Below are 21,102 nucleotides of genomic sequence, written 5' to 3' on the forward strand. Positions count from 1 at the left end.
ATCGACAACAACCCGGCAGAGCGTGCAATTAAACCGTTTGTGATCGGGCGCAAGGCATGGCTGTTCAGTGATACACCCAAGGGCGCCACGGCCAGTGCTCAGATCTACAGCCTGGTCGAGACCGCCAAGGTCAACGGCCAGGAGCCCTATACGTGGCTGCGCCATGTACTGGAGCGGTTGCCGCATGCGGAGTCGGTAGAGGACTTTGAAGCCTTACTGCCGTGGAACTGCTCGCCAGAAATGCCACGGTAAACGAGGTAAATATCTTTGGGTATGTGGGGTTCATGGATCGCATACCCTATAACGACGGGGAACGCGCCACTGCGGCATGGCATTTTCTGGATGCACTGATCGAACTGGCGTCGCTGGGTAAAGCCGGTTACAGCAAGGGCCAGCCAACCAAGTTGCAGAAAGACCTTATCGGATTGTTGGGTGATGTGTATTCGGTTCAGAAGTTTTACACCCAGGCGACCGGGCACGAGAAATTGCATTCACAGGCGCTCGAGGTCATTCAAGCTATTCTCGATGACCCACAAGCCCTCGACAGCAAAACTCGTCTGCTGTAACGGCTGAGACAAGATATCCCTCCTGTATATCACGTTCACCCATCCATGGTCCGCGGCGAAGGCAATGACTGTCTGGTCGTCTGATGCATTACATTGTTTAACTTTAAAAGTGTCTTTTAAAGTTTGCTTGATAATGTTTGATGAAGTTGTTTGTGTGGTGCTGAGTTAAATATTGTACATGGGGTGAATGGTGGAATTTTTATGAGCGGTTGGGATGTTTTGTTTGGTTATTAGCTGTATGTTTTGGCGTGATAAGTGCCGTCGTACTTGTCAAGTAAATATAGCGGCACCGATATAACGGGATAAGTGTTTTGTATTCATCGAACAGGAAATCGGCTTAATACGTTGAATACCATTGTGCTGCACAAATCTCATGTCGATGAAACCGGGATCGGCTGATACCCCATCCGCCAACTCACGGCCCGCGTCGCAGCCAACAACCGCTGCGCCGCCGGGCCGTTTTCGTCAGCGTGAAACAGTGAGGTCGGACCGACAATGGTCATGACCGCCGCTACATTCCCTACCGCGTTGAATACCGGTGCCGACAAGGCGTCCACCCCCGGCATGAGCAAACCATGCACATGATGCAGGCCACGCTCGCGGATCTTTTCGCATAAGGCTGCATAGGTCTGATCGTCCGCCAAGACGTGGTCAGCGGCGTTGTGCAGTTCCTGCTCGCGCAGGTCCACGGTTTCCCGTTTCGGCAGAAAAGCACCGAACACCAGCCCCGTCGACGAACTGAGCAACGGCAACACCGAACCCAATTGCGTCACCACCGTCACCGCGCGCACCGCCGGTTCGATGTGCACCACGGTTGCGCCCTGATTGCCCCACACCGCTATAAAGCAGGTTTCATTCAGATCGTCACGCAACTCGGCCAAGGGCAGGGCGCCAACCTTCAGCACGTCCATACTGTTGAGTGCTGCCAGCCCTACACGCAAGGCTTCACGGCCGAGACCATAGTGGTTGGTGGCAGCATTCTGTTCAGCAAAACCGCTGGCAATCAGCGCCTGCAAATAGCGGTGAACCTTGCTCGCCGGCATCTGTACGTGTTCGGCCAGGCGCGACAGTGAAGTCGATGGCGACAACTCGGCCAGGGCCTTGAGGATGTCGGTGCCGACCTCGGCCGAGCGGACTTTCTGTTTATCGTTGCTGCGCGGCGTTTCCATGGAGGCGGTCTGATCCCGGGACGAATGGGCGTCTTTATAGCTTGACGGTCAATACCAATCAAATTACGTTAAGCGTAATCGAATTACGATAAAAATAACCCGGGCGTGCCGAGACCTCTTGAATGGAGCGACGGGCCATGCCTACTCCCTGTTCAGGAGGCTCCATGAACCTCGATTCAACGGCGCCCGAGCTGGCTTATCAGTCCGGCTTCGGCAACGAATTCAGTAGCGAAGCGTTGCCCGGCGCACTGCCCGTCGGCCAGAACTCCCCGCAAAAAGCGCCTTACGGTCTCTACACCGAACTGTTCTCCGGCACGGCGTTCACCATGGCCCGCAGCGAAGCGCGGCGCACCTGGATGTACCGCATTCAGCCATCGGCCAATCACCCGGCATTCGTCAAACTGGATCGGCAACTGGCTGGCGGCCCATTGGGTGAAGTGACCCCCAATCGCCTGCGCTGGAACCCGCTGGACATCCCGAGCGAGCCGACCGATTTCATCGACGGCCTGGTGAGCATGGCGGCCAACTCTGGCACGGAAAAACCGGCCGGGATCAGCATTTATAGCTACCGCGCCAACCGTTCCATGGAGCGCGTGTTCTTCAACGCCGACGGCGAGCTGCTGCTGGTGCCGGAACTGGGGCGTCTGCGCATCGCCACCGAATTGGGCGTGCTGGAACTGGAGCCGCTGGAAATCGCCGTGCTGCCGCGCGGTCTGAAATTTCGCGTTGAACTGCTTGACCCCCAAGCTCGCGGCTACATTGCCGAGAACCACGGCGCGCCGCTGCGCCTACCCGACCTCGGGCCGATCGGCAGTAACGGTCTGGCCAATGCGCGGGACTTCCTGACGCCGGTCGCGCATTACGAAAACCTCAAACAACCGACCACGCTGGTGCAGAAATTCCTCGGCCAGTTGTGGGGCTGCGAACTTGATCATTCGCCGCTGAACGTGGTGGCCTGGCACGGCAATAACGTGCCGTACAAATATGACCTGCGCCGTTTCAATACCATTGGCACGGTCAGTTTCGATCACCCTGACCCCTCGATCTTCACCGTCCTGACCTCGCCAACCAGCGTGCATGGCCTGGCGAATCTGGACTTCGTGATCTTCCCGCCACGCTGGATGGTCGCCGAGAAAACCTTCCGGCCACCGTGGTTCCACCGCAACCTGATGAACGAATTCATGGGCCTGATCAAGGGCGAGTACGATGCCAAGGCCGAAGGCTTCGTGCCCGGCGGTGCGTCCTTGCACAGTTGCATGAGCGCTCACGGCCCGGACGGCGAGACCTGCACCAAGGCGATCAGCGCCGAACTCGCGCCAGCGAAAATCGACAACACCATGGCCTTCATGTTCGAGACCAGCCAGGTGCTGCGCCCGAGCCGATTCGCCCTGGATTGCCCGCAACTGCAAAACAACTACGATGCCTGCTGGGCCACGCTGCCCGCCACTTTCGACCCGACCCGGAGATAATCCATGACTCAGACTTCCATCACTCGTAGCTGGGTTGCCTCCGCCAACGGCCATGCTGATTTCCCTCTGCAGAACCTGCCGCTGGGTGTGTTCAGCGTGAAGGGTTCGGCGCCGCGCAGTGGCGTGGCCATTGGCGAACATATCTTTGACCTGGAAGCTGCACTGGACGCCGGGCTGTTCGATGGCGTCGCAAAAACTGCAGTCGAAGCCACCCGTGGCGGTCAGCTGAACGCGTTCTTCGAACTGGGTCGTGACGCTCGCGTTGCCCTGCGCGAACGCCTGCTGGAACTGTTCAAAGAAGGCAGCACCCTGCACGGCAAGATCGAAGCCCAAGGCGCAAAACTGCTGCCACTGGCGGCGAATTGCGAGATGCATCTGCCAGCGAAAATCAACGACTACACCGACTTCTACGTCGGCATTGAGCACGCGCAAAATGTCGGCAAACTGTTCCGTCCCGACAACCCGTTGCTGCCGAACTACAAGTACGTGCCGATCGGTTATCACGGTCGCGCTTCGACCATTCGCCCGTCCGGCACTGATGTGCGTCGTCCGAAGGGGCAGACCCTGCCGGCCGGTCAGACTGAGCCGACTTTTGGCCCGTGCGCACGTCTGGATTATGAGCTGGAGCTGGGCATCTGGATTGGTCAGGGTAACGAGATGGGCGACTCGATCGCCATCGGTGACGCCGCCGATCACATCGCTGGTTTCTGCCTGCTCAACGACTGGTCGGCGCGAGACATCCAGGCTTGGGAATACCAGCCGCTGGGGCCGTTCCTGTCGAAGAGTTTCATCACCAGCATCTCGCCTTGGGTGGTGACTGCCGAAGCGCTGGAACCGTTCCGTCGCGCTCAGCCGGCACGTCCGGAAGGCGATCCGCAGCCGCTGCCGTACCTGTTCGACAAACGCGATCAAGCGGCTGGCGCCTTCGACATCGAACTGGAAGTGCTGCTGCTCACCGAAGGCCTGCGCGAGCAAAAACTGCCGGCCCATCGCCTGACTCTCAGCAATACCCAACACATGTACTGGACCGTGGCGCAAATGGTCGCGCACCACAGCGTCAACGGCTGCCAGTTGCAGGCCGGTGACCTGTTCGGTTCGGGGACGTTGTCGGGGCCTGAGAACGGTCAGTTCGGCAGCCTGCTGGAAATCACCGAGGGCGGTAAAAAGCCGATCGAACTGGCGTCTGGCGAGGTGCGTAAATTCCTCGAGGACGGCGACGAAATCATCCTGCGGGCTCGTTGCAGCCGCGAGGGTTTTGCCTCCATCGGTTTCGGCGAATGCCGCGGCAAAGTGCTGCCGGCGCGCTAAGAGGGTCGGGTCATGGAACTCTATACCTACTACCGTTCGACTTCGTCCTATCGGGTGCGCATTGCGTTGGCGCTCAAGGGGCTGGATTACCAGGCGCTGCCGATCAATCTGATCGCGCCGCCAGGTGGCGAGCATCGACAGCCGCCGTATCTCGGCATCAACCCGCAAGGCCGGGTGCCGGCCTTGCGCACCGACGAAGGTGAACTGCTGATCCAGTCGCCGGCGATCATCGAATACCTGGAGGAGCGTTATCCACAGGTGCCGCTGCTCTCCAAAGACCTCGCCGCTCGCGCCCATGAGCGTGGCGTGGCGGCAGTGATTGGTTGCGACGTGCACCCACTGCACAACGTCAGCGTACTCAACAAGCTGCGGCAGTTGGGGCACGATGAACCGCAAGTGGTGGAGTGGATCGGGCACTGGATCAGCCAAGGATTGGCGACGGTGGAGCAGTTGATCGGCGATGAGGGTTATTGCTTTGGTCCGACGCCTGGGCTGGCGGATGTTTACCTGATTCCGCAGCTGTACGCGGCCGAGCGCTTCAGCATTTCACTTGAGGCGTATCCGCGGATTCGTCGAGTGGCGGCGTTGGCGGCGACGCATCCGGCATTCATCAAGGCGCATCCGGCGAACCAGCCAGATACCCCTTAAAAACATCAGATCAAAAGATCGCAGCCTCGTTTCACTCGACAGCTCCTACTGGAAATCGCGACCCCTGTAGGAGCTGTCGAGTGAAACGAGGCTGCGATCTTTTGCTTTTAATGGACGATGGAGTTTGGTGGCAGGTGCCCTAATCGTTCAGTCAGGCGAATCCGCTGAATCGGGTCGTCACTAAGCAGCAGGGCATGCTCCAGGTCAAAGCGCTCGGCGTTCGGGCAATCCAGCCGTTGATAGAGGCTGGCCCGGGCCAGGTAGTCGGAGGCACTGGCGTTGCCCAGTTCCAGTACTCGTTCGGCGTCGATCAGAGCGCCGATGTAGTCATCGTTAGAAAGGTGTAACTGACGCAGGTTGCGCGACAGCCGCTGCAGCATTTGCACCGGTTCGGCGGTGAGCAAATGCTCGGCGCTGAGCTGCATGTTCGGGCCGTACTGGCGTTGCAGCAGTTCCCGGCAATCGTTGGGGTACAAACGACGCCCGCCGCATGGGTCGAGCAAGTGATCGGCGCCCGGTACCCGCAGCAGGAAATGCCCGGGGAAGTTGACCCCGACCATGGGGATTTCCAGACCTTTGGCCAGTTCCAGGGCAATCAAGCCCAGACTCAGCGGCTGCCCACGTCTGCGTTCCAGTACTTTATTGACCAGCGCGACTTGCGGACGCAATGGCGTGGAGTCGTCCTGAGCAAATCCCATGTCATTCATACGCCGTAACAACGGTTGGGCCAACTCGCTGACCGGCAACATCGGCAAGCCATAACTGACCCGTTGTTGCAGGTCCTTGAAATCGTTCAGCACCGTTTCGGGATTGACCGCACTGTCGTGTTCGGCGGCAATCCACAGCGCCGCCTCGAACAGCGCGGGCGGTGAACGTTGCAGACAGTCGAAAAAGCGTTGGCGGGGGGTCATCAAAATCTCCGGGCAATGCCTCGTTTTAGCCCCGTCTCCGCCATTCGTCCAGTGCCGAACATGGGCGGTTGCAGGTTATGTCCGAAAGTCTGCATGGCGGCGTCGCTTATTCCGGTGCGCTTCTGCAATTTTCGAGCGCAAGCCTATACTGGCGACTACAAGAAGTGATTCGGGAGCCCTACGATGTTCGCTCTCATGCAAAGCACTCGCCTTGAATCCCTGCATCTGAGCGTTGACTCGGTCACCGGGTTGAAGGCGGTCATTGCCATTCATAACAGCCGTCTGGGGCCTGCCCTCGGCGGGTGTCGGTACCTTGCCTATCCGAGCGACGAGTCCGCCGTCGAGGATGCGGTGCGCCTCGCCCAAGGCATGAGTTACAAGGCGGCGCTGGCCGGTCTGGCTCAGGGCGGCGGCGTGGCGGTGATTGTTCGACCGGTTCATGTGGAAAACCGTGCCGCGCTATTCGAAGCCTTCGGGCGTTGCATCAATCAGCTCGACGGCCGCTACATCACCGCCATCGACAGTGGCACCTCGGTGGCGGACATGGATTGCATCGCCCAACAGACCCAGTACGTCACCAGCACCACCTCGGCGGGCGATCCTGCACCGCACGCGGCGATGGGCGTGTTCACCGGTATTCGTGCCACCGCCATGGCCCGGCTGGGCAGCGATAACCTCGAAGGCCTGCGAGTGGCGATTCAAGGGCTCGGCAACGTTGGCTATGCCCTCGCCGAACAACTGCACGCCGCCGGAGCCGAACTGCTGGTCAGTGACATCGATCACGGCAAAGTGCAATTGGCGATGGAGCAACTCGGCGCTCACCCGATCGCCAACGACGCGCTGCTCAGCACCCCTTGCGACATTCTCGCGCCCTGCGGCCTCGGTGGTGTGCTCAACAGCCACAGCGTGACGCAATTGCGCTGCGCGGCGGTGGCCGGCTCGGCGAACAACCAACTGACCCATCTGGAAGTCGCCGATCAACTGGAGCGGCGGGGCATTCTGTATGCGCCGGACTATGTGATCAATTCCGGCGGGCTGATCTACGTTTCGCTTAAACACCGCGGCGAAGAGCTCGCGACCATCACCGCACACCTGTCGAAAATCAGCTCACGGCTGACCGAAGTCTTCGCCCACGCCCAGGCAGAAAAACGCTCACCTGCACGGGTGGCGGACGAGTTGGCGGAGAAAGTGCTGTATCGATGAGGTTGAACCGATGAAGGAGTGAGGGCCTATCCGGCAGACTTGCTCCCAAGGCCTGGCGCCACAAGCGTCAGGCTTGACTGATGCACGCTGACGCGGCGTGCCAGGAGCCCCTGTGATGCCTCACAAGGTTGAGCTGCCTTACACCCGATTTTTATCCCCTGACGGCCAATTGCTCGGCGAACTTCCTGCCTGGGCCGACGATTTCAATTTGCTGACGCGCCTTTATCGGCAGATTGTGCTGACCCGCCTTTTCGATCAGAAAGCCGTCGCCCTGCAACGCACCGGGCGCATCGGTACGTATGCGCCGACATTGGGCCAGGAGGCCATTGGCGTCGCCGTCGGCAGCGTGATGCACGCCGAAGACGTGCTGATTCCGTATTACCGTGACACCGCCGTGCAGTTGATGCGCGGGGTGCGCATGGAAGAAATCCTCCTGTACTGGGGCGGCGACGAGCGCGGCAGCGACTTTGCCGAACCGGCGGCGGCCCAGGACTTTCCGATCTGTGTGCCGATTGCCACCCAGGCCTTGCATGCCTGTGGCGTTGCCAGTGCATTCAAAATCCGTGGCGAACATCGGGTCGCCGTCACCACCTGCGGCGACGGCGCCACCAGCAAGGGCGATTTCCTCGAAGCCCTCAACGTCGCCGGTGCCTGGCAGTTGCCGGTGGTGTTCGTGGTCAATAACAACCAATGGGCGATCTCGGTGCCACGACGGATTCAGTGCGGCGCCCCGACCCTGGCACAGAAAGCGATCGGTGCCGGGTTCCACGGTGAGCAGGTCGACGGCAATGACATGCTCGCGGTTTACGACCGAGTACACCTGGCCCTCGAAAAGGCGCGTCACGGTAAAGGCCCGGTGTTGCTGGAATGCCTGAGCTACCGCCTCGGCGATCACACGACGGCCGACGATGCCACACGCTACCGGCCGGCGGACGAGGTCAAGCAGGCCTGGCTCGAAGAGCCGGTCAAACGCCTGCAACGTTTCATGGTCGACCAGGGTGTGTGGGACGAAAGCCGCGAACAGGCGCTGATCAGCGAATGCCAAGGCTTGGTGCAGCGCGCTGTGGATAACTTCGAAGTGGCGGGTATTCAGGCACCCGAATCGATCATGGATCACGTCTACGCCCAATGGCCGGCGCCCCTCGCCGGGCAGCGTGAAGAGTTGCTCGAAAGAGCGGCGCGCCGCGCTGGAGATTCGAGCCATGAGTAACGGCAAAGTCACGTTGCTGGAAGCGGTGAATCTCGCGCTGCATCGGGCGATGAGTGAAGACGAGAACGTCATCGTCCTCGGTGAGGATGTCGGGGTGAACGGCGGCGTGTTTCGCGCCACCCAAGGGCTGCGCGACAGCTTTGGCTTCAAGCGAGTCATCGACTCGCCGCTGGCCGAAACCATGCTCGGCGGACTGGTGGTCGGCATGGCCGCTCAGGGCCTGAAACCGGTGGTGGAAATCCAGTTCATGGGTTTCATCTACGCGGCCATGGAACACCTGGTGTCCCACGCCAGCCGCATGCGTAATCGCACGCGCGGGCGGATCACATGCCCGATGGTGATGCGCACGCCGATGGGCGCAGGGATTCGCGCGCCGGAACATCACAGCGAAAGCACTGAAGCATTGTTCGCGCACATTCCAGGTCTGCGGGTGGTGATTCCGTCATCGCCGGCCCGGGCTTATGGCTTGTTGCTGGCGGCCATTGATGACCCGGACCCGGTGGTGTTTCTCGAACCGACCCGGCTCTATCGCATGAACCCGCAACCTCTGCTGGATGACGGTAAACGCCTGCCGCTGGACAGCTGTTTCACCCTGCGCGAGGGCAGCGATATCACGTTGATCAGCTGGGGTGCCAGTGTGATGGAAACCCTGCAAGCCGCCACCGCATTGGCCGAGCGGGGCGTCTCGGCGGAAGTGATCGATGTCGCGAGTATCAAGCCGCTGGACCTCGACACGATGGAAGCCTCGGTGCGCAAGACCGGTCGTTGCGTGATCGTTCATGAAGCGCCGCGCTCCTGCGGCGTCGGTGCGGAAATCGCCGCGAGCCTCTATGAGCGGGTGTTGCTGGAATTGCAGGCGCCGATTCAGCGAGTCACGGCGCCGGACATTCCGCCGCCGCTGTATCGACTGGAGTCGCTCTATATGCCCAACGTCGAAGACATTCTTCACGCCTGTGACACGGTATTGAATTTCGCCTGAACCCACGGAGGCCTTGATGAAATATTTCAAACTGCCAGATCTGGGCGAAGGTTTACAGGAAGCGGAAATCGTCCGCTGGCACGTCAACGTTGGCGATACCGTCAAGGCCGATCAACTGCTGGTGTCGGTAGAAACCGCCAAAGCCTTGGTGGATATTCCCGCGCCATACGACGGCGTGGTGGCAAAACTCTACGGCGGTGAGGGCGACATTATTCACGTCGGTGAACCCTTGCTCGGCTACGAAGGCGAAGCCGATGCGGGCACCGTAGTGGGACGACTCGAAGGTGGCGGCAGCAGTCAGGATGACTCGTTTTTCATCGGGGCGGCCCCCTCGACCCGAGAGCACCTGGCGACTCGCGCCACGCCGGCCGTGCGGCAACTGGCCCGGCAGCTCGGCGTGGAGTTGAGCGGGTTGACGGGCTCTGGCCACGAGGGGCTGATCACCCGTACGGATGTGGAAAACGCGGCTCAAACTGAACTGGATCGCTTCGGCGGCGAACGGTTGCGCGGTGTGCGGCGCAGCATGGCGCTGAACATGGCCCGGTCCCACGCCGAAGTCGTGCCGGTGACGATTTTCGGGGACGCCGACCTGCATCGCTGGGGTCAGGCCCGCGAACCGCTGATTCGTCTCGCCAAAGCGATGGCGGCCGCGTGCGCCGTGGAGCCGGTGCTCAACAGTGCCTTCGATGGCAAAAGCCTGTCGCTCAAGCAACATGAACGGCTCGATCTGGGCATCGCCGTGGACACCCCGGACGGCTTGTTCGTGCCAGTGCTGCGCGATGTCGGTCATCGCACCCCGGCTGACTTGAAGGAAGGCGTCATGCGATTAAGGGCCGACGTGCAGGCGCGATCGATTCCGCCCAAGGAAATGATGGGGGCGACCCTGACGTTGTCGAATTTCGGCACCTTGTTCGGTCGCTACGCCAACCCGGTGGTGGTGCCGCCGCAAGTGGCAATCCTCGCCGCTGGCGCGATCCGTGACGAACCGGTGGCGGTTGACGGCGCGGTGGTGGTGCATCCGGTCCTGCCGCTGTCCCTGACCTTCGATCATCGCGTGGTGACGGGCGGCGAGGCGGCGCGTTTCTTCAAGGCCCTGGTCGAGGCGCTGGAGCAACCCGAAGCTTAGGTTTTTCGCAGGCATGAAAAAGGCCCTGAGTCATTTGACTCAGGGCCTATTCAATTCGGGCGTTGCTTACTTGGCAGCCTTGGGCGCTTTAGCTGGCTTGGTCGGCTCAGCGACTTCAACAGGTGCAGGCGCCTCAACAGGTGCGGCCTTTTCAACGACTTCAGCAGGCGCGTTCAGCAATTCGGACAACGCGTCCGGCTGGCTCTTGAACGCCTTGGCGAACACATCGCGATTCTTCGCCATGTAGATCCCGGCTTCTTCCACTTGCTGTTCGGTCAGGGACGGAACGGCTTTTTGCAACACCTCGGCCAGCAACTCGGCCAGTTCGAGCATTTTGTCATGACGGTCAGCTTCGGCTTTATCCATGAACAAGCGCTCCAGATCTCGGCTGCTGCGGTATACCACTTCGACGGCCATTCACCACCTCACATGCCTTCACATTAAGTTGTCTTATTCGACCACTGTATTTATATACAGCGAAAAGGATAAGCGAATCCCTGCGCTTTGGGTAGTGGCTTTTTAATGTAGACCGAATTTGGCGTTTGTCAGGTGGACCTAGTTGCTCCCTTCGCGAGCAGGCTCGCTCCCACAGGGTATGGTTTGCTCCTTGTGGGAGCGAGCCTGCTCGCGAAGGCGCCAGTCCAGACACCACAAAAGTGTCCAGTAGCAGCCCATCGCCATCTCACCCAGCAGCCTCTGGCCTTTTTTCTGCATGCAGAACAACCGTCACGTCAAACCCGCATCATCCGCTCGAACCGAGCTAAGGAAGAATCATCGTGAAAATCAACTGGGCCGAGAACCTGCGGCAGAACGTGCATCAACTGGCCGAGTCCCTGGGCAACCTGTTCGTCGAGACCTTCCACTACCTGGCGCTGTTCGCCATCGGTGCGGTCACCGCGTGGGCGGCGGTGATGGAGTTTTTGCAGATGATCGAGGCGGGGCACATCAAGATCGATGACATCTTGCTGCTGTTCATCTACCTGGAACTGGGGGCGATGGTCGGGATTTACTTCAAGACCAACCACATGCCGGTGCGTTTCCTGATCTACGTGGCGATCACTGCGCTGACGCGATTGCTGATCTCCAACGTCTCGCACCACAATCCGCCAGACATCGGCATCATCTACCTGTGCGGCGGGATTCTGCTGCTGGCGTTCTCGATTCTGGTGGTGCGTTACGCCTCGTCGCAATTCCCTTCGGTGAAGATCGAACACCCGCAACGCAAGATCGGTGCGGGTTCCGGTGAGCATCCCGAAGTCGAGAAGGGCGAGCTTTAAAACCGCATGGCTGGCCGGCTGTGGCCCTTGACGCGTGGCGGCGGCAGGCTGTGATTGTCGCCGTCGGTCATGGCTTCGAGGATGGCCACGGCGCTGTGGCCCTGTTCGATGGCGATGCCGAATTGAATGCTTTGCACCAGACGTTTGAGGCGCTGGGGGTCATTACGTTGTTCGGCGCTGATCATCCGTTTGGCGACCACGTGACCGCTGTTGGACAGGGTCAGCATGATGCTGCCATCCAGACCCTGAATGCTCAGGTTGATCTGATAATCCGGTGCAAAAGCATCGGTAATGAGCTGAAAAGGGTTGTCCATTTTGCGTTACCGCCTGATTGAACGTGCAGTTGTTGACCCACCGTGATCGGGATTAGTTCGCAACACCAGACCACCGGCATTCCATGTTCATTACTTTTTTCCCTATCGCGTAGGAGTCATAGCAAGGGGCATGCCGGAAAAATTGTCGAACAATAGACACGGCAAAAAAAGGCGGGCTCTGTGGCCCGCCTTCTTTTTGCCTGCCCGTTTCAGGGCATGAATGAGTAGATGATCGCAGACAGTGCAATCAAACCGATCACCACCACGAACACATTCGAGGCCTGACCCGAGTACTGGCGCAAGGCTGGCACTCGACGGATGGCGTACATCGGCATCAGGAACAACAGGCACGCGATGATGGGCCCGCCGAGGGTTTCGATCATGCCAAGGATGCTCGGGTTGAACGTCGCCACGGCCCAGCAGCTGAGGATCATGAACAGCGCGGTCACGCGGTTCAGCCAGCTCGCTGACATCACCCGGCCACGACCGCGCAGGCTTTTCACGATCAGGCCCTGAAAGCCTTCGCTGGCGCCGATGTAATGGCCGAGGAAGGACTTGGTGATCGCCACCAGCGCAATCAGCGGCGCAGCGTAAGCGATGACCGGCGTCTGGAAGTGGTTGGCCAGGTACGACAGGATCGAGATGTTCTGCGCCTTGGCAGCCGCCAAATCCGCCGGTGACAAGGCCAGTACGCAGCTGAAGCAGAAGAACATCACCGTCACCACCATCATCGCGTGGGCGATGGCGAGGATGCCGCTGCTTTTGCGTTCGGCCTGTTCGCCGTAACGCTGTTTCTGATCGACGGAGAAGGCGGAAATGATCGGAGAATGGTTGAACGAAAACACCATCACCGGGATCGCCAGCCACAACGTCTTGAAGAACAGGGGCATCGGCATGCCTTCACTGGCGGTGGCGAAGAACGCGCCGTTCCAGTTCGGGATCAGGCTCAGACCGAGCAGCAGCAACGCCGCAACGAACGGATAAACCAGCACGCTCATGCATTTGACGATGACACCCTGACCGCAACGGACGATCGCCATCAGACCGAGGATCAGCACCAGCGACAGAATCGCCCGTGGTGGCGGGGCGATGTGCAACTGATGCTCCATGAAGCTGCTCAAGGTGTTGGTCAGCGCCACGCTGTACACCAGCAGAATCGGGAAGATCGCGAAGAAATACAGCAGCGTGATCAGCTTGCCGGCACCGATGCCGAAGTGTTCTTCCACCACTTCGGTGATGTCCCCGGAGCGCCCGGACAACACGAAGCGGGTCAGGCCGCGGTGGGCGAAGTAGGTCATCGGAAACGCCAGCACTGCCAGGATCAGCAGCGGCCAGAAGCCACCCACGCCGGCGTTGATCGGCAGGAATAACGTGCCGGCGCCGATGGCGGTGCCGTAAAGACCGAGCATCCAGGTGGTGTCGTGTTTGCTCCAGCCCTTGGTGGCTGTTGCTGTGTCGCGTTTGAGTTCTACAGCTGGGTTATCGGCAGCAGGTGTACGTACATCGGTCATCGTTTGGCCTCGTTATTGTTCTTGCTCGGGCTCACGTGCGGACGGTCAGGGAGTGCTCCTCAGCACTCCACCCAGCTAACAGCCAGGCCGCCCCGTGAAGTCTCTTTGTATTTGTCATGCATATCGGCGCCGGTATCGCGCATGGTGCGGATCACCCGGTCCAGGGAAATGAAGTGTTTACCGTCGCCGCGCAGGGCCATTTGCGTAGCGTTGATCGCCTTCACGGCGGCGATGGCGTTGCGCTCGATGCACGGCACTTGCACCAGGCCGCCGACCGGGTCGCAGGTCAGGCCGAGGTTGTGTTCCAGGCCGATTTCGGCGGCGTTTTCCAATTGCTCGGGCGTGGCGCCGAGCACGTCCGCCAACCCGGCGGCGGCCATGGCGCAGGCGGAGCCAACTTCGCCCTGACAGCCAACTTCGGCGCCGGAGATAGACGCGTTTTTCTTGCAGAGAATGCCTACAGCAGCAGCGCCCAAAAAGAACGCCACCACGTCATCGTCCGACGCGTCCGGGTTGAATTTCATGTAGTAGTGCAGCACCGCCGGAATGATCCCCGCCGCGCCGTTGGTCGGCGCCGTGACCATGCGCCCGCCCGCTGCGTTTTCCTCGTTCACGGCGAGGGCAAACAGGTTCACCCACTCCATGGCCGATAGCGTGGAAGTGATGACATTCGGCTTGCCGATTTCCAACAGGCTGCGGTGCAGTTTCGCAGCGCGACGGGGAACATTCAGACCGCCGGGCAGGATGCCTTCATGGCGCAGCCCTTGCTCGACGCATTCGCGCATCACCGACCAAATGTGCAGTAGGCCCTGACGGATTTCGGCTTCGCTGCGCCAGGCCAATTCATTGGCCATCATCAATTCGGAAACGCGCAGACCGTGCAGGTTGCAGAGCTTGAGTAGTTCGGCGGCGCTGGAAAAATCGTACGGCAGCACCACGTCGCTGGTGGGCGCGATGCCGGACTCGGCTTCGGCCGCTTCGATGATGAAACCGCCACCGATCGAGTAGTACGTTTGCTCCCACAACTCACCGGTTTCGCCGAAGGCTGTCAGGGACATCGCATTGGGGTGGTAGGGCAGGCTCTCGTCGAGCAGCAGGAGGTCGCGTTGCCAGTTGAAAGCGATGGTGGTTTTGCCTGCCAGAGACAGTTCGCCGGTTTCGCGCAGGGTCTGGATTCGACTGTCGATGGACGTGGGATCGATGCTGTCCGGCCACTCGCCCATCAGGCCCATGACGCAGGCGCGGTCGGTGGCGTGACCGACGCCGGTCGCCGACAGCGAGCCATAAAGCCGGATTTCTACGCGCCGTACGTCGGCCAGCAATTGTTGGTCAATCAGGGCTTGGGCGAAGGTCGCGGCGGCGCGCATCGGGCCGACGGTATGGGAACTGGACGGACCGATGCCGACTTTGAAGAGATCGAAAACACTGATAGCCATGCTAAAGCCTATACAAGCAATGGAAGAGAAATCGCTGCCATTTTTGTAGGACAAGCGCAATGTCGGCGATACTGCCTACCTCGGTCCTACGTGACCAACGAAACTTCCTAAGACAGCCTTTAGCAGGACTAAACAATGAGTCGCCAATTGCACGCCCAGACTTACGTCTGGCTGCACGTGTTTTCCTGTGCCGCGCGGCACTTGTCGTTCACCCGATGCGCCGAAGAACTGCACATCACGCCGGGTGCGGTCAGTCAGCAAATCCGACAACTGGAAGAACGGCTGGGGTTTCGACTTTTCCACCGTCGCGCTCGCGGTGTGGAACTGAGCGCCGAAGGCCAGCGACTGGCCATCACGGTCAACGAGGCTTACGGCAGCATCGATGCGGAATTGCGACGACTGGACGCCGGAATGATCAGCGGGATTTTGCGGCTGCGCTCGATTCCATCATTCCTGAGCAAGTGGTTGACCCCAAGATTGCCGCGGTTGCAGCAGCGCTTTCCGGACATTCAATTACGCCTGGTGGCCGAGGACAGCAGCGTGCCATTACACGAAGGCGACTTCGATTTGGCCATCGACCTGAATGACGGCAGCTATCCCGGTTTGTTATCCACAACCTTGCTCGACGAACAGATATTTCCGGTCTGTGCCCCAAGCCTGCTGCGCGGCCGGCCGCCGCTGCATGGCCCGGCGGACCTGATGCATTTCCCGTTGCTGCACGACATTACCGCCTGGCGCGGCAGTTACGAGTACGCGGAATGGGAGTTCTACCTCAATGCCATCGGCTTCGAGGGTGCGGACGTGCGGCGCGGGCATACCTTCAATCGCAATCACCTGACCATCGAAGCGGCGATTGCCGGGATGGGCGTGGCGATTGCGCGGCGAACGTTGCTCAATGACGAGTTGGAGCGGGGGACGTTGATCGTGCCGTTTGGCCTGGCAGTACCCAATCACAAGCGTTACGTGCTGCTCTATGCGCCTGGGGCGCTGAGCCATCCAGGCGTGCGGGCGGTGCATGACTGGCTGGTGGAGGAGGCGGGGATATTTCGAAGCCTGCATCCGCTGGCGGAGCGGCAGATGTGAGCAATTGTGACAAAAGAGTCAGGCGACCCAACTCCCGACCTTAACAGCGCTTTTGCTCCTTGTCCGGCTTTTTTTGCGTATGAAAAATTATCTTTTTTTAGGGGTTGAATTGTTCTGCGAGCAGACCGATTGTGTAAGTAAGAGGTCACGGTGATGACGCCCAAGGGCCAGCCGATGTGCCTCTCGCGAGCTAGCTGAAATAAGGGATGAACTATGCAAATCCAAGTCAACAGTGATAACCATATTCAAGGCAGCATCCGACTGGAGGAGTGGGTACGTACTACCATTGAGAGCACGCTCGAACGTTATGAGGAGGACCTGACACGCGTCGAGGTTCATCTGCGGGACGAGAACGGCGACAAGCCCGGTCCCCATGACATGCGCTGTCAGCTGGAAGCGCGGCCAAAAGGCCACCAACCGATTTCTGTAACCCATAAAGCCGACTCCCTGGAACTGGCGATCGACGGGGCGGCCGAAAAACTCGAACATGCGCTTGAGCACCTGTTCGGCAAACTGCGGGGCAAACCACGTGCCGCTGTGGTGCCGTTCGAAAGGGGCGCTCATGCTGATGTGCTGCTGGAAGAAGAGTTTCTCGAGAACGAACAGGCTGCACAAAACGGTTGAAGCCTGATTTAATTTTTTACCTTTCCACCACTGAAAACGGGCCTGCTTATGCAGGCCCGTTTTGTTTGTGCGCCAGTGACCTCCGCCGTGCCGCACTCTGTGTAGCAGCTGCCGAAGGCTGCGTTCGGCTGCGAAGCAGTCGCTAAGTCAGGCGACACGGTGGTTCAGGGAGATCCTGCGCTCAGGTTTTGCGGCTGCTTCGTCCGAACGCGGCCCGAACCGAACGCAGGCTTCGCCAGCTGCTACAAGGTGCATTACGGCCGCCGCAGTGGCGATATCGTCGGAGTCTTTTGCGTATGAGAATATTTATCATTAGTATTGCGACCTTGTTGACCCCGTGACGTTCACGAGGCCTCACCCGTTTCAAGGTCGAAACATGAAAGGCAAAATCACCTCGCTCCCCCATTCCTACCGACTGGCCGTCACTTCCCGAGTGCTGGCCGCTGTGCTGGGGGGTTACCTCGTCGCGGCATTGGCCAGTGTCAGCCTGACGATGTGGCTGCCCATGGCTCGTGGCGAAGCGGTGGTCACCGGGATGATGACCTCGTTTCTGGCGTATCTGGTCGCCGTACTCTGGTGCTTTGCCTGTCGCAGTGCGTGGCAAGCCTGGTTCGGATTGATTGTGCCGAGTGTGGTTTTGGCAGCGGTGTCGGGGCTGGCCTACTGGATGGGCCACTCATGAAAGAGGGCTTTCGACAGGCCATGGCCTGGCTGCACACCTGGGCCGGGTTGATCTTCGGCTGGCTGCTGTTCGCGATTTTCCTGACTGGCACGCTCGCCTATTTCAAGGATGAGATCAGCCACTGGATGCAACCGGAAATTCCCGCCCGTTCGCTGTCCTCCGAAGCCAGTCTGACCCTGGCCCAGCACTACCTTGAGCAGCATGCGGCGGGTGCCTCGCGATGGCTCATCGATTTACCGGATGCTCGCGAACCCGGGCTGTCGGTGAGGTGGCAGCAAGCACCGGCCAAGCCCGGCACGCGCGGTCAATTCACCGAAAAACGCCTCGATCCGCAAACCGGCGTAGAAGTGCAGGGCCGGGACACACGCGGTGGCGAGTTCTTTTACCGCTTCCACTTTCAGCTGCAGATGCCCTATCCGTGGGGTCGCTGGCTGTCGACGATCGCCGCGATGGTGATGTTCGTCGCGCTGATCAGCGGGATCATCACCCACAAGAAACTCTTCAAGGACTTCTTCACCTTCCGCCCGCGCAAGGGCCAGCGCTCCTGGCTCGACGGGCACAACGCGGTGGGCGTTCTGGTGTTGCCGTTTCATCTGATGATCACTTACAGCAGCCTGGTGATTTTCATGGCGATGGTGATGCCGGCGAGCATCCTTGCCTCGTACAAAGGTGATGTCGAGGCGTTTTACGATGAGGTGTTTCCGGCGTCCAATACGCCCGAGATGGCAGGCAAACCGGGCCAGTTGATTCCGTTGGCACCGCTGCTGGAACGGGCCCGCGAGCAGTGGTCGGGCGGGCGAACCGGGTGGCTGACGGTGAACAATCCGGGTGATGCGAATGCCTCGGTCATTCTTGCGCGTGACGGCGCCGACCGAGTGGTCCACGACTTTGGCAGCGCGGTGACATTCAACGGCGTGACCGGGCAGCTACTCAGTACGACTCCGAAGCAAGCGCTACCGATGGCGATTGCCGGGAGTTTCTACGGCTTGCACATGGGCCATTTCGCCGGTCCGGTATTGCGCTGGCTGTACTTCATTTGTGGTTTGGCGGGCACCGCGATGATCGGTACCGGGCTGGTGATCTGGCTCGGCAAGCGTCAGCTCAAACATGTGAAGAGCGGTGTGATGCCATTTGAGTTGCGACTGGTGGAAGTCCTGAACATCGCCAGCATGTCGGGATTGATGGTCGCGGTGGCGGCGATCTTTTGGGCCAATCGATTGTTGCCGGTCGGAATGGCCGGGCGGGCGGATTGGGAAGTGAACGGCTTCTTCATCGTCTGGGGCTTGAGTGTGTTGCACGCCATGGTCCGCCGTGGTCGCGCAGCGTGGGTCGAACAGTTGGCGCTGGCGGCGCTGCTGTTCTTTGCGGTGCCGCTGCTGAACGCGCTGACCACGCCTTATCACTTGGGCGTCACCCTGATTCAGGGCGATTGGGCCATGGTCGGTTTCGATCTGACGTGCCTGGGCAGTGGTCTGTTTTTCGCGTGGGCTGCGTGGAAAATGCAGCACGCAGGGCAGCCTGGAATCGTCACCCGACCACGGGCGAAATCGATAATGCTTGAGCAAGAGGCGCACTGAATGTTCCTGGCCTTGTTGCTGTGCTACGGCGGTTTCACCGCGCTGTGTTTATCCATGGATCGGCATCACGCCGAACTGCTGGGGCGCAAGCCCTCGGCCCGTCGCCGCCAAGGGATGAAACTCAGTGGCTGGCTCTTGCTGGCGTTATCACTGTGGGCTGCGGTGTTGTCGACGGGTTGGGGGCTTGGGTTGGTGGAGTGGTTTGCCGTATTGATGCTCAGCGCTCTGGTGCTGGTGCTATTGATACCGTATCGCCCGCGCCTGGCCTTGGTGTTGGCCGGTTTGAGTCTGCTCGCCAGCCCCGTTGCCGTGTTTGCAAAGGGCTGACCTGATGATCACCAATCCCCCGGAATCCCATGACGATGAGCATCGCGGTGCGCGTGCGCATTTCCTGCAGGTGTTCCTTTCCCAGCGTTCGCAAATGGAAGCGCTGGTGAGCCGTCGTGTCGGTTGTCGGGCGACCGCCGCGGATCTGGTGCAGGATTTGTTCCTGCGTTTCTGGCGTCGGCCGCTGGTGCAGGTTGAAGAGCTCAGCACTTACCTGTTGCGCTGCGCCGGCAACATCGCCATCGACCATTTGCGCAGCGAAGGCACGCGGGTGCGGGTCAACGAGGGCTGGATGCCGGATCAACCCGACAGCCACGGCAGCGAACCGCAAGCGGCGTTGGAGGCGGGCAATGACTTGCGTCACGTCGAAGCGGCGTTGCGCGCGCTGCCCGAGCGCACGCGGCAGATCTTTTTGCTCAACCGTATTCACGGGCGCAAATACGCCGAGATCGCCAAGGCCATGGGCTTGTCCCAAAGCGCCGTGGAAAAACATATGATGCGCGCCCTCGAGGCTTGCAAGGCCAGCCTGCGGGAACCCGAACCGCGCACGCCAGGGAAAGCACTGTGAACAACACCGAACGTGTCACCCCGACGCCGGCTCAGGAACAGGCGGCCTTCGCCTGGCTGAGTTTGTTGCATGATCAGCCCAGCAGCGGCGATCAGGCCACTTTCAGCCATTGGCTACAGGCCGACCCTGCCCATGCCGAGGCTTACGCCCAGGCGCAAGTGGTGTGGGAATTGACCGAAACACCGGCCCGAACATTGGCCGATGAAGACGCGTTTGCCTTGCAGGGTTACCTCAACACCATGAATCGCTCGCGCCGTACCAGCGTTCGGCGTTGGTCCGGTGCGTTGGCGATGGCGGCGTGCATGGTGCTGATGATCGGCTTCGGTGCTGGCTGGCAACCGTCGCGCTGGGTCGATGATCTGGGCGCGGACTATGTGTCGGCACCGGGGGAAATTCGCACCGTCACGCTGGCGGATCATTCGCAAGTCACGCTTGATGCGGACAGTGCAATTGCGGTGGATTTCAGTCGTGGCGAGCGGCACGTTCAGCTGCGGCGCGGCGCCGGATTTTTCAGCGTGACCCACACCGGCGATCCGTTTGTGGTGGACGCTGAAAAAGGCCAGGCGCGGGTGCTGGGGACTCAGTTCGAAGTGCGCCTGCAACCGCACGGCGCGCAGGTCACGGTGTTGTCCGGGCGGGTTGGTGTGACGGCGGACAAAAACGCCGCGCAGCAAATCCTCATCGCTGGCCAGCAAGTGGCCTATGGCGAGGGTTCGGCGGAAAAACTCCATGCGGTCGACAGCGAAGCGCAGTTGGCGTGGCGTCAGGGATGGCTCAATTACTACAAGGCGACACTCGCCGAGGTGGTGCAAGACCTTGGGCGTTATTACCCGGGACGGATTGTGCTGCTCAACGATGAACTCGCGGCGCGGAGGGTCAGTGGCAGCTTTCCGAGTAAGGATCCGCAAGCGGTGTTGAGTTCGTTGCAGGGCGTTTTGGGGTTTGAGCAGACCAAGGTGATGGGGCATCTGATTATTTTGCGCTGAGGCTGCTGGCCTCTTCGCGAGCAGGCTCGCTCCCACATTTGAAATGCATTCCCTGTGGGGGCGAGCCTGCTCGCGAAGGCGTCAGATCAAACACTGCATCGCCCGAATGAAAATATTTTCAACTTTCT

At 60.1% G+C, this 21,102-nt stretch carries 22 protein-coding genes and 1 pseudogene; 17 read left to right on the forward strand and 6 right to left on the reverse strand.

Features of this window, described 5'->3' with window-relative positions; genetic code table 11:
- A partial coding sequence (locus EAH74_RS31720) for a transposase domain-containing protein (protein WP_140681767.1) occupies positions 1-252 on the forward strand: 252 nt, incomplete at its 5' end.
- 32 nt (positions 253-284) lie between these two features.
- Positions 285-566 (forward strand): hypothetical protein, encoded by a 282-nt coding sequence (locus EAH74_RS31725; RefSeq protein ID WP_193560166.1) that lies wholly within the window; start codon positions 285-287, stop codon positions 564-566.
- Positions 567-937: 371 nt separating this feature from the next.
- Here the strand turns inward: EAH74_RS31725 and EAH74_RS31730 are convergent, their stop codons facing one another.
- On the reverse strand, positions 938-1,735 hold the full coding sequence (locus EAH74_RS31730; RefSeq protein WP_140684237.1) for an IclR family transcriptional regulator: 798 nt from the start codon (positions 1,733-1,735) through the stop codon (positions 938-940).
- Between the two features lie 164 nt (positions 1,736-1,899).
- On the opposite strand from EAH74_RS31730, the gene hmgA reads away from it, so the two are divergent.
- From hmgA to maiA, 3 genes are read left to right on the forward strand one after another with little or no spacing between them, the layout of a single operon-like run.
- Positions 1,900-3,204, forward strand: coding sequence for a homogentisate 1,2-dioxygenase (gene hmgA / locus EAH74_RS31735; protein ID WP_140684239.1), 1,305 nt, complete (start codon positions 1,900-1,902; stop codon positions 3,202-3,204).
- A 3-nt stretch (positions 3,205-3,207) separates the two neighbouring features.
- Entirely contained in the window at positions 3,208-4,512 is a 1,305-nt protein-coding gene (gene fahA / locus EAH74_RS31740; protein ID WP_140684241.1) for a fumarylacetoacetase, read from the forward strand.
- Between the two features lie 12 nt (positions 4,513-4,524).
- Positions 4,525-5,160, forward strand: coding sequence for a maleylacetoacetate isomerase (gene maiA, locus EAH74_RS31745; RefSeq protein ID WP_123365321.1), 636 nt, complete (start codon positions 4,525-4,527; stop codon positions 5,158-5,160).
- A gap of 107 nt (positions 5,161-5,267) precedes the next feature.
- On the opposite strand, the gene EAH74_RS31750 is transcribed toward maiA, so the two are convergent.
- Positions 5,268-6,071, reverse strand: a complete 804-nt coding sequence (locus EAH74_RS31750; protein ID WP_140684243.1) for a SirB1 family protein — start codon at positions 6,069-6,071, stop codon at positions 5,268-5,270.
- 183 nt (positions 6,072-6,254) lie between these two features.
- Here EAH74_RS31750 and EAH74_RS31755 point away from each other — a divergent pair, with 183 nt between their 5' ends.
- The 4 genes from EAH74_RS31755 (at position 6,255) to EAH74_RS31770 (ending at position 10,589) form a co-directional block, all read left to right on the forward strand.
- Entirely contained in the window at positions 6,255-7,274 is a 1,020-nt protein-coding gene (locus EAH74_RS31755; RefSeq protein WP_140684246.1) for a Glu/Leu/Phe/Val dehydrogenase family protein, read from the forward strand.
- Positions 7,275-7,389: 115 nt separating this feature from the next.
- Positions 7,390-8,484 (forward strand): pyruvate dehydrogenase (acetyl-transferring) E1 component subunit alpha, encoded by a 1,095-nt coding sequence (gene pdhA, locus EAH74_RS31760; protein ID WP_140684248.1) that lies wholly within the window; start codon positions 7,390-7,392, stop codon positions 8,482-8,484.
- Complete coding sequence (locus tag EAH74_RS31765; RefSeq protein WP_140684250.1) at positions 8,477-9,463, forward strand: alpha-ketoacid dehydrogenase subunit beta; 987 nt, start codon at positions 8,477-8,479, stop codon at positions 9,461-9,463. The genes pdhA and EAH74_RS31765 overlap by 8 nt, the downstream gene beginning before the upstream one ends.
- A 16-nt stretch (positions 9,464-9,479) precedes the next feature.
- A complete protein-coding gene (locus tag EAH74_RS31770; RefSeq protein WP_140684252.1) occupies positions 9,480-10,589 on the forward strand; it encodes a dihydrolipoamide acetyltransferase family protein in 1,110 nt (369 codons plus the stop codon).
- A gap of 162 nt (positions 10,590-10,751) precedes the next feature.
- Here the strand turns inward: EAH74_RS31770 and EAH74_RS31775 are convergent.
- A pseudogene (locus EAH74_RS31775) lies at positions 10,752-11,006 on the reverse strand (YebG family protein); the annotation flags it as partial.
- A 359-nt stretch (positions 11,007-11,365) separates the two neighbouring features.
- Between EAH74_RS31775 and EAH74_RS31780 the strand changes: the two are divergent.
- Positions 11,366-11,866 carry a phosphate-starvation-inducible protein PsiE gene (locus tag EAH74_RS31780; RefSeq protein ID WP_008150634.1) on the forward strand — a complete coding sequence of 167 codons (501 nt, stop codon included), beginning with the start codon at positions 11,366-11,368 and terminating at the stop codon, positions 11,864-11,866.
- On the opposite strand, the gene EAH74_RS31785 is transcribed toward EAH74_RS31780, so the two are convergent.
- The 3 genes from EAH74_RS31785 to EAH74_RS31795 form a co-directional block, all read right to left on the reverse strand.
- On the reverse strand, positions 11,863-12,180 hold the full coding sequence (locus tag EAH74_RS31785; protein WP_123365327.1) for a DUF3509 domain-containing protein: 318 nt from the start codon (positions 12,178-12,180) through the stop codon (positions 11,863-11,865). The genes EAH74_RS31780 and EAH74_RS31785 overlap by 4 nt on opposite strands.
- Positions 12,181-12,389: 209 nt before the next feature.
- Complete coding sequence (locus EAH74_RS31790) at positions 12,390-13,691, reverse strand: serine/threonine transporter (protein ID WP_140684254.1); 1,302 nt, start codon at positions 13,689-13,691, stop codon at positions 12,390-12,392.
- A 59-nt stretch (positions 13,692-13,750) separates the two neighbouring features.
- Positions 13,751-15,127 (reverse strand): L-serine ammonia-lyase, encoded by a 1,377-nt coding sequence (locus EAH74_RS31795; RefSeq protein WP_140684256.1) that lies wholly within the window; start codon positions 15,125-15,127, stop codon positions 13,751-13,753.
- A gap of 135 nt (positions 15,128-15,262) precedes the next feature.
- On the opposite strand from EAH74_RS31795, the gene EAH74_RS31800 reads away from it, so the two are divergent.
- From EAH74_RS31800 to EAH74_RS31830, 7 genes are all read left to right on the forward strand, one after another.
- Positions 15,263-16,210, forward strand: coding sequence for a LysR substrate-binding domain-containing protein (locus tag EAH74_RS31800; protein WP_140684258.1), 948 nt, complete (start codon positions 15,263-15,265; stop codon positions 16,208-16,210).
- 213 nt (positions 16,211-16,423) lie between these two features.
- Positions 16,424-16,834, forward strand: coding sequence for an HPF/RaiA family ribosome-associated protein (locus EAH74_RS31805; protein WP_123365331.1), 411 nt, complete (start codon positions 16,424-16,426; stop codon positions 16,832-16,834).
- A 376-nt stretch (positions 16,835-17,210) separates the two neighbouring features.
- Entirely contained in the window at positions 17,211-17,516 is a 306-nt protein-coding gene (locus tag EAH74_RS31810) for a DUF3649 domain-containing protein (protein WP_140684260.1), read from the forward strand.
- On the forward strand, positions 17,513-19,093 hold the full coding sequence (locus EAH74_RS31815) for a PepSY-associated TM helix domain-containing protein (RefSeq protein WP_140684262.1): 1,581 nt from the start codon (positions 17,513-17,515) through the stop codon (positions 19,091-19,093). The genes EAH74_RS31810 and EAH74_RS31815 overlap by 4 nt, the downstream gene beginning before the upstream one ends.
- Positions 19,094-19,420, forward strand: a complete 327-nt coding sequence (locus EAH74_RS31820; protein WP_140684264.1) for a DUF3325 domain-containing protein — start codon at positions 19,094-19,096, stop codon at positions 19,418-19,420. It begins immediately after the preceding gene.
- Between the two features lie 4 nt (positions 19,421-19,424).
- Entirely contained in the window at positions 19,425-19,988 is a 564-nt protein-coding gene (locus EAH74_RS31825) for an RNA polymerase sigma factor (RefSeq protein WP_140684266.1), read from the forward strand.
- Complete coding sequence (locus tag EAH74_RS31830) at positions 19,985-20,974, forward strand: FecR family protein (protein WP_140684268.1); 990 nt, start codon at positions 19,985-19,987, stop codon at positions 20,972-20,974. Before EAH74_RS31825 ends, EAH74_RS31830 begins: the two co-directional genes overlap by 4 nt.
- Positions 20,975-21,102: the final 128 nt, after the last annotated feature.

Origin of the sequence: Pseudomonas mandelii (genome assembly GCF_006438925.1) — a bacterium.
Classification (GTDB): domain Bacteria; phylum Pseudomonadota; class Gammaproteobacteria; order Pseudomonadales; family Pseudomonadaceae; genus Aquipseudomonas; species Aquipseudomonas mandelii_C.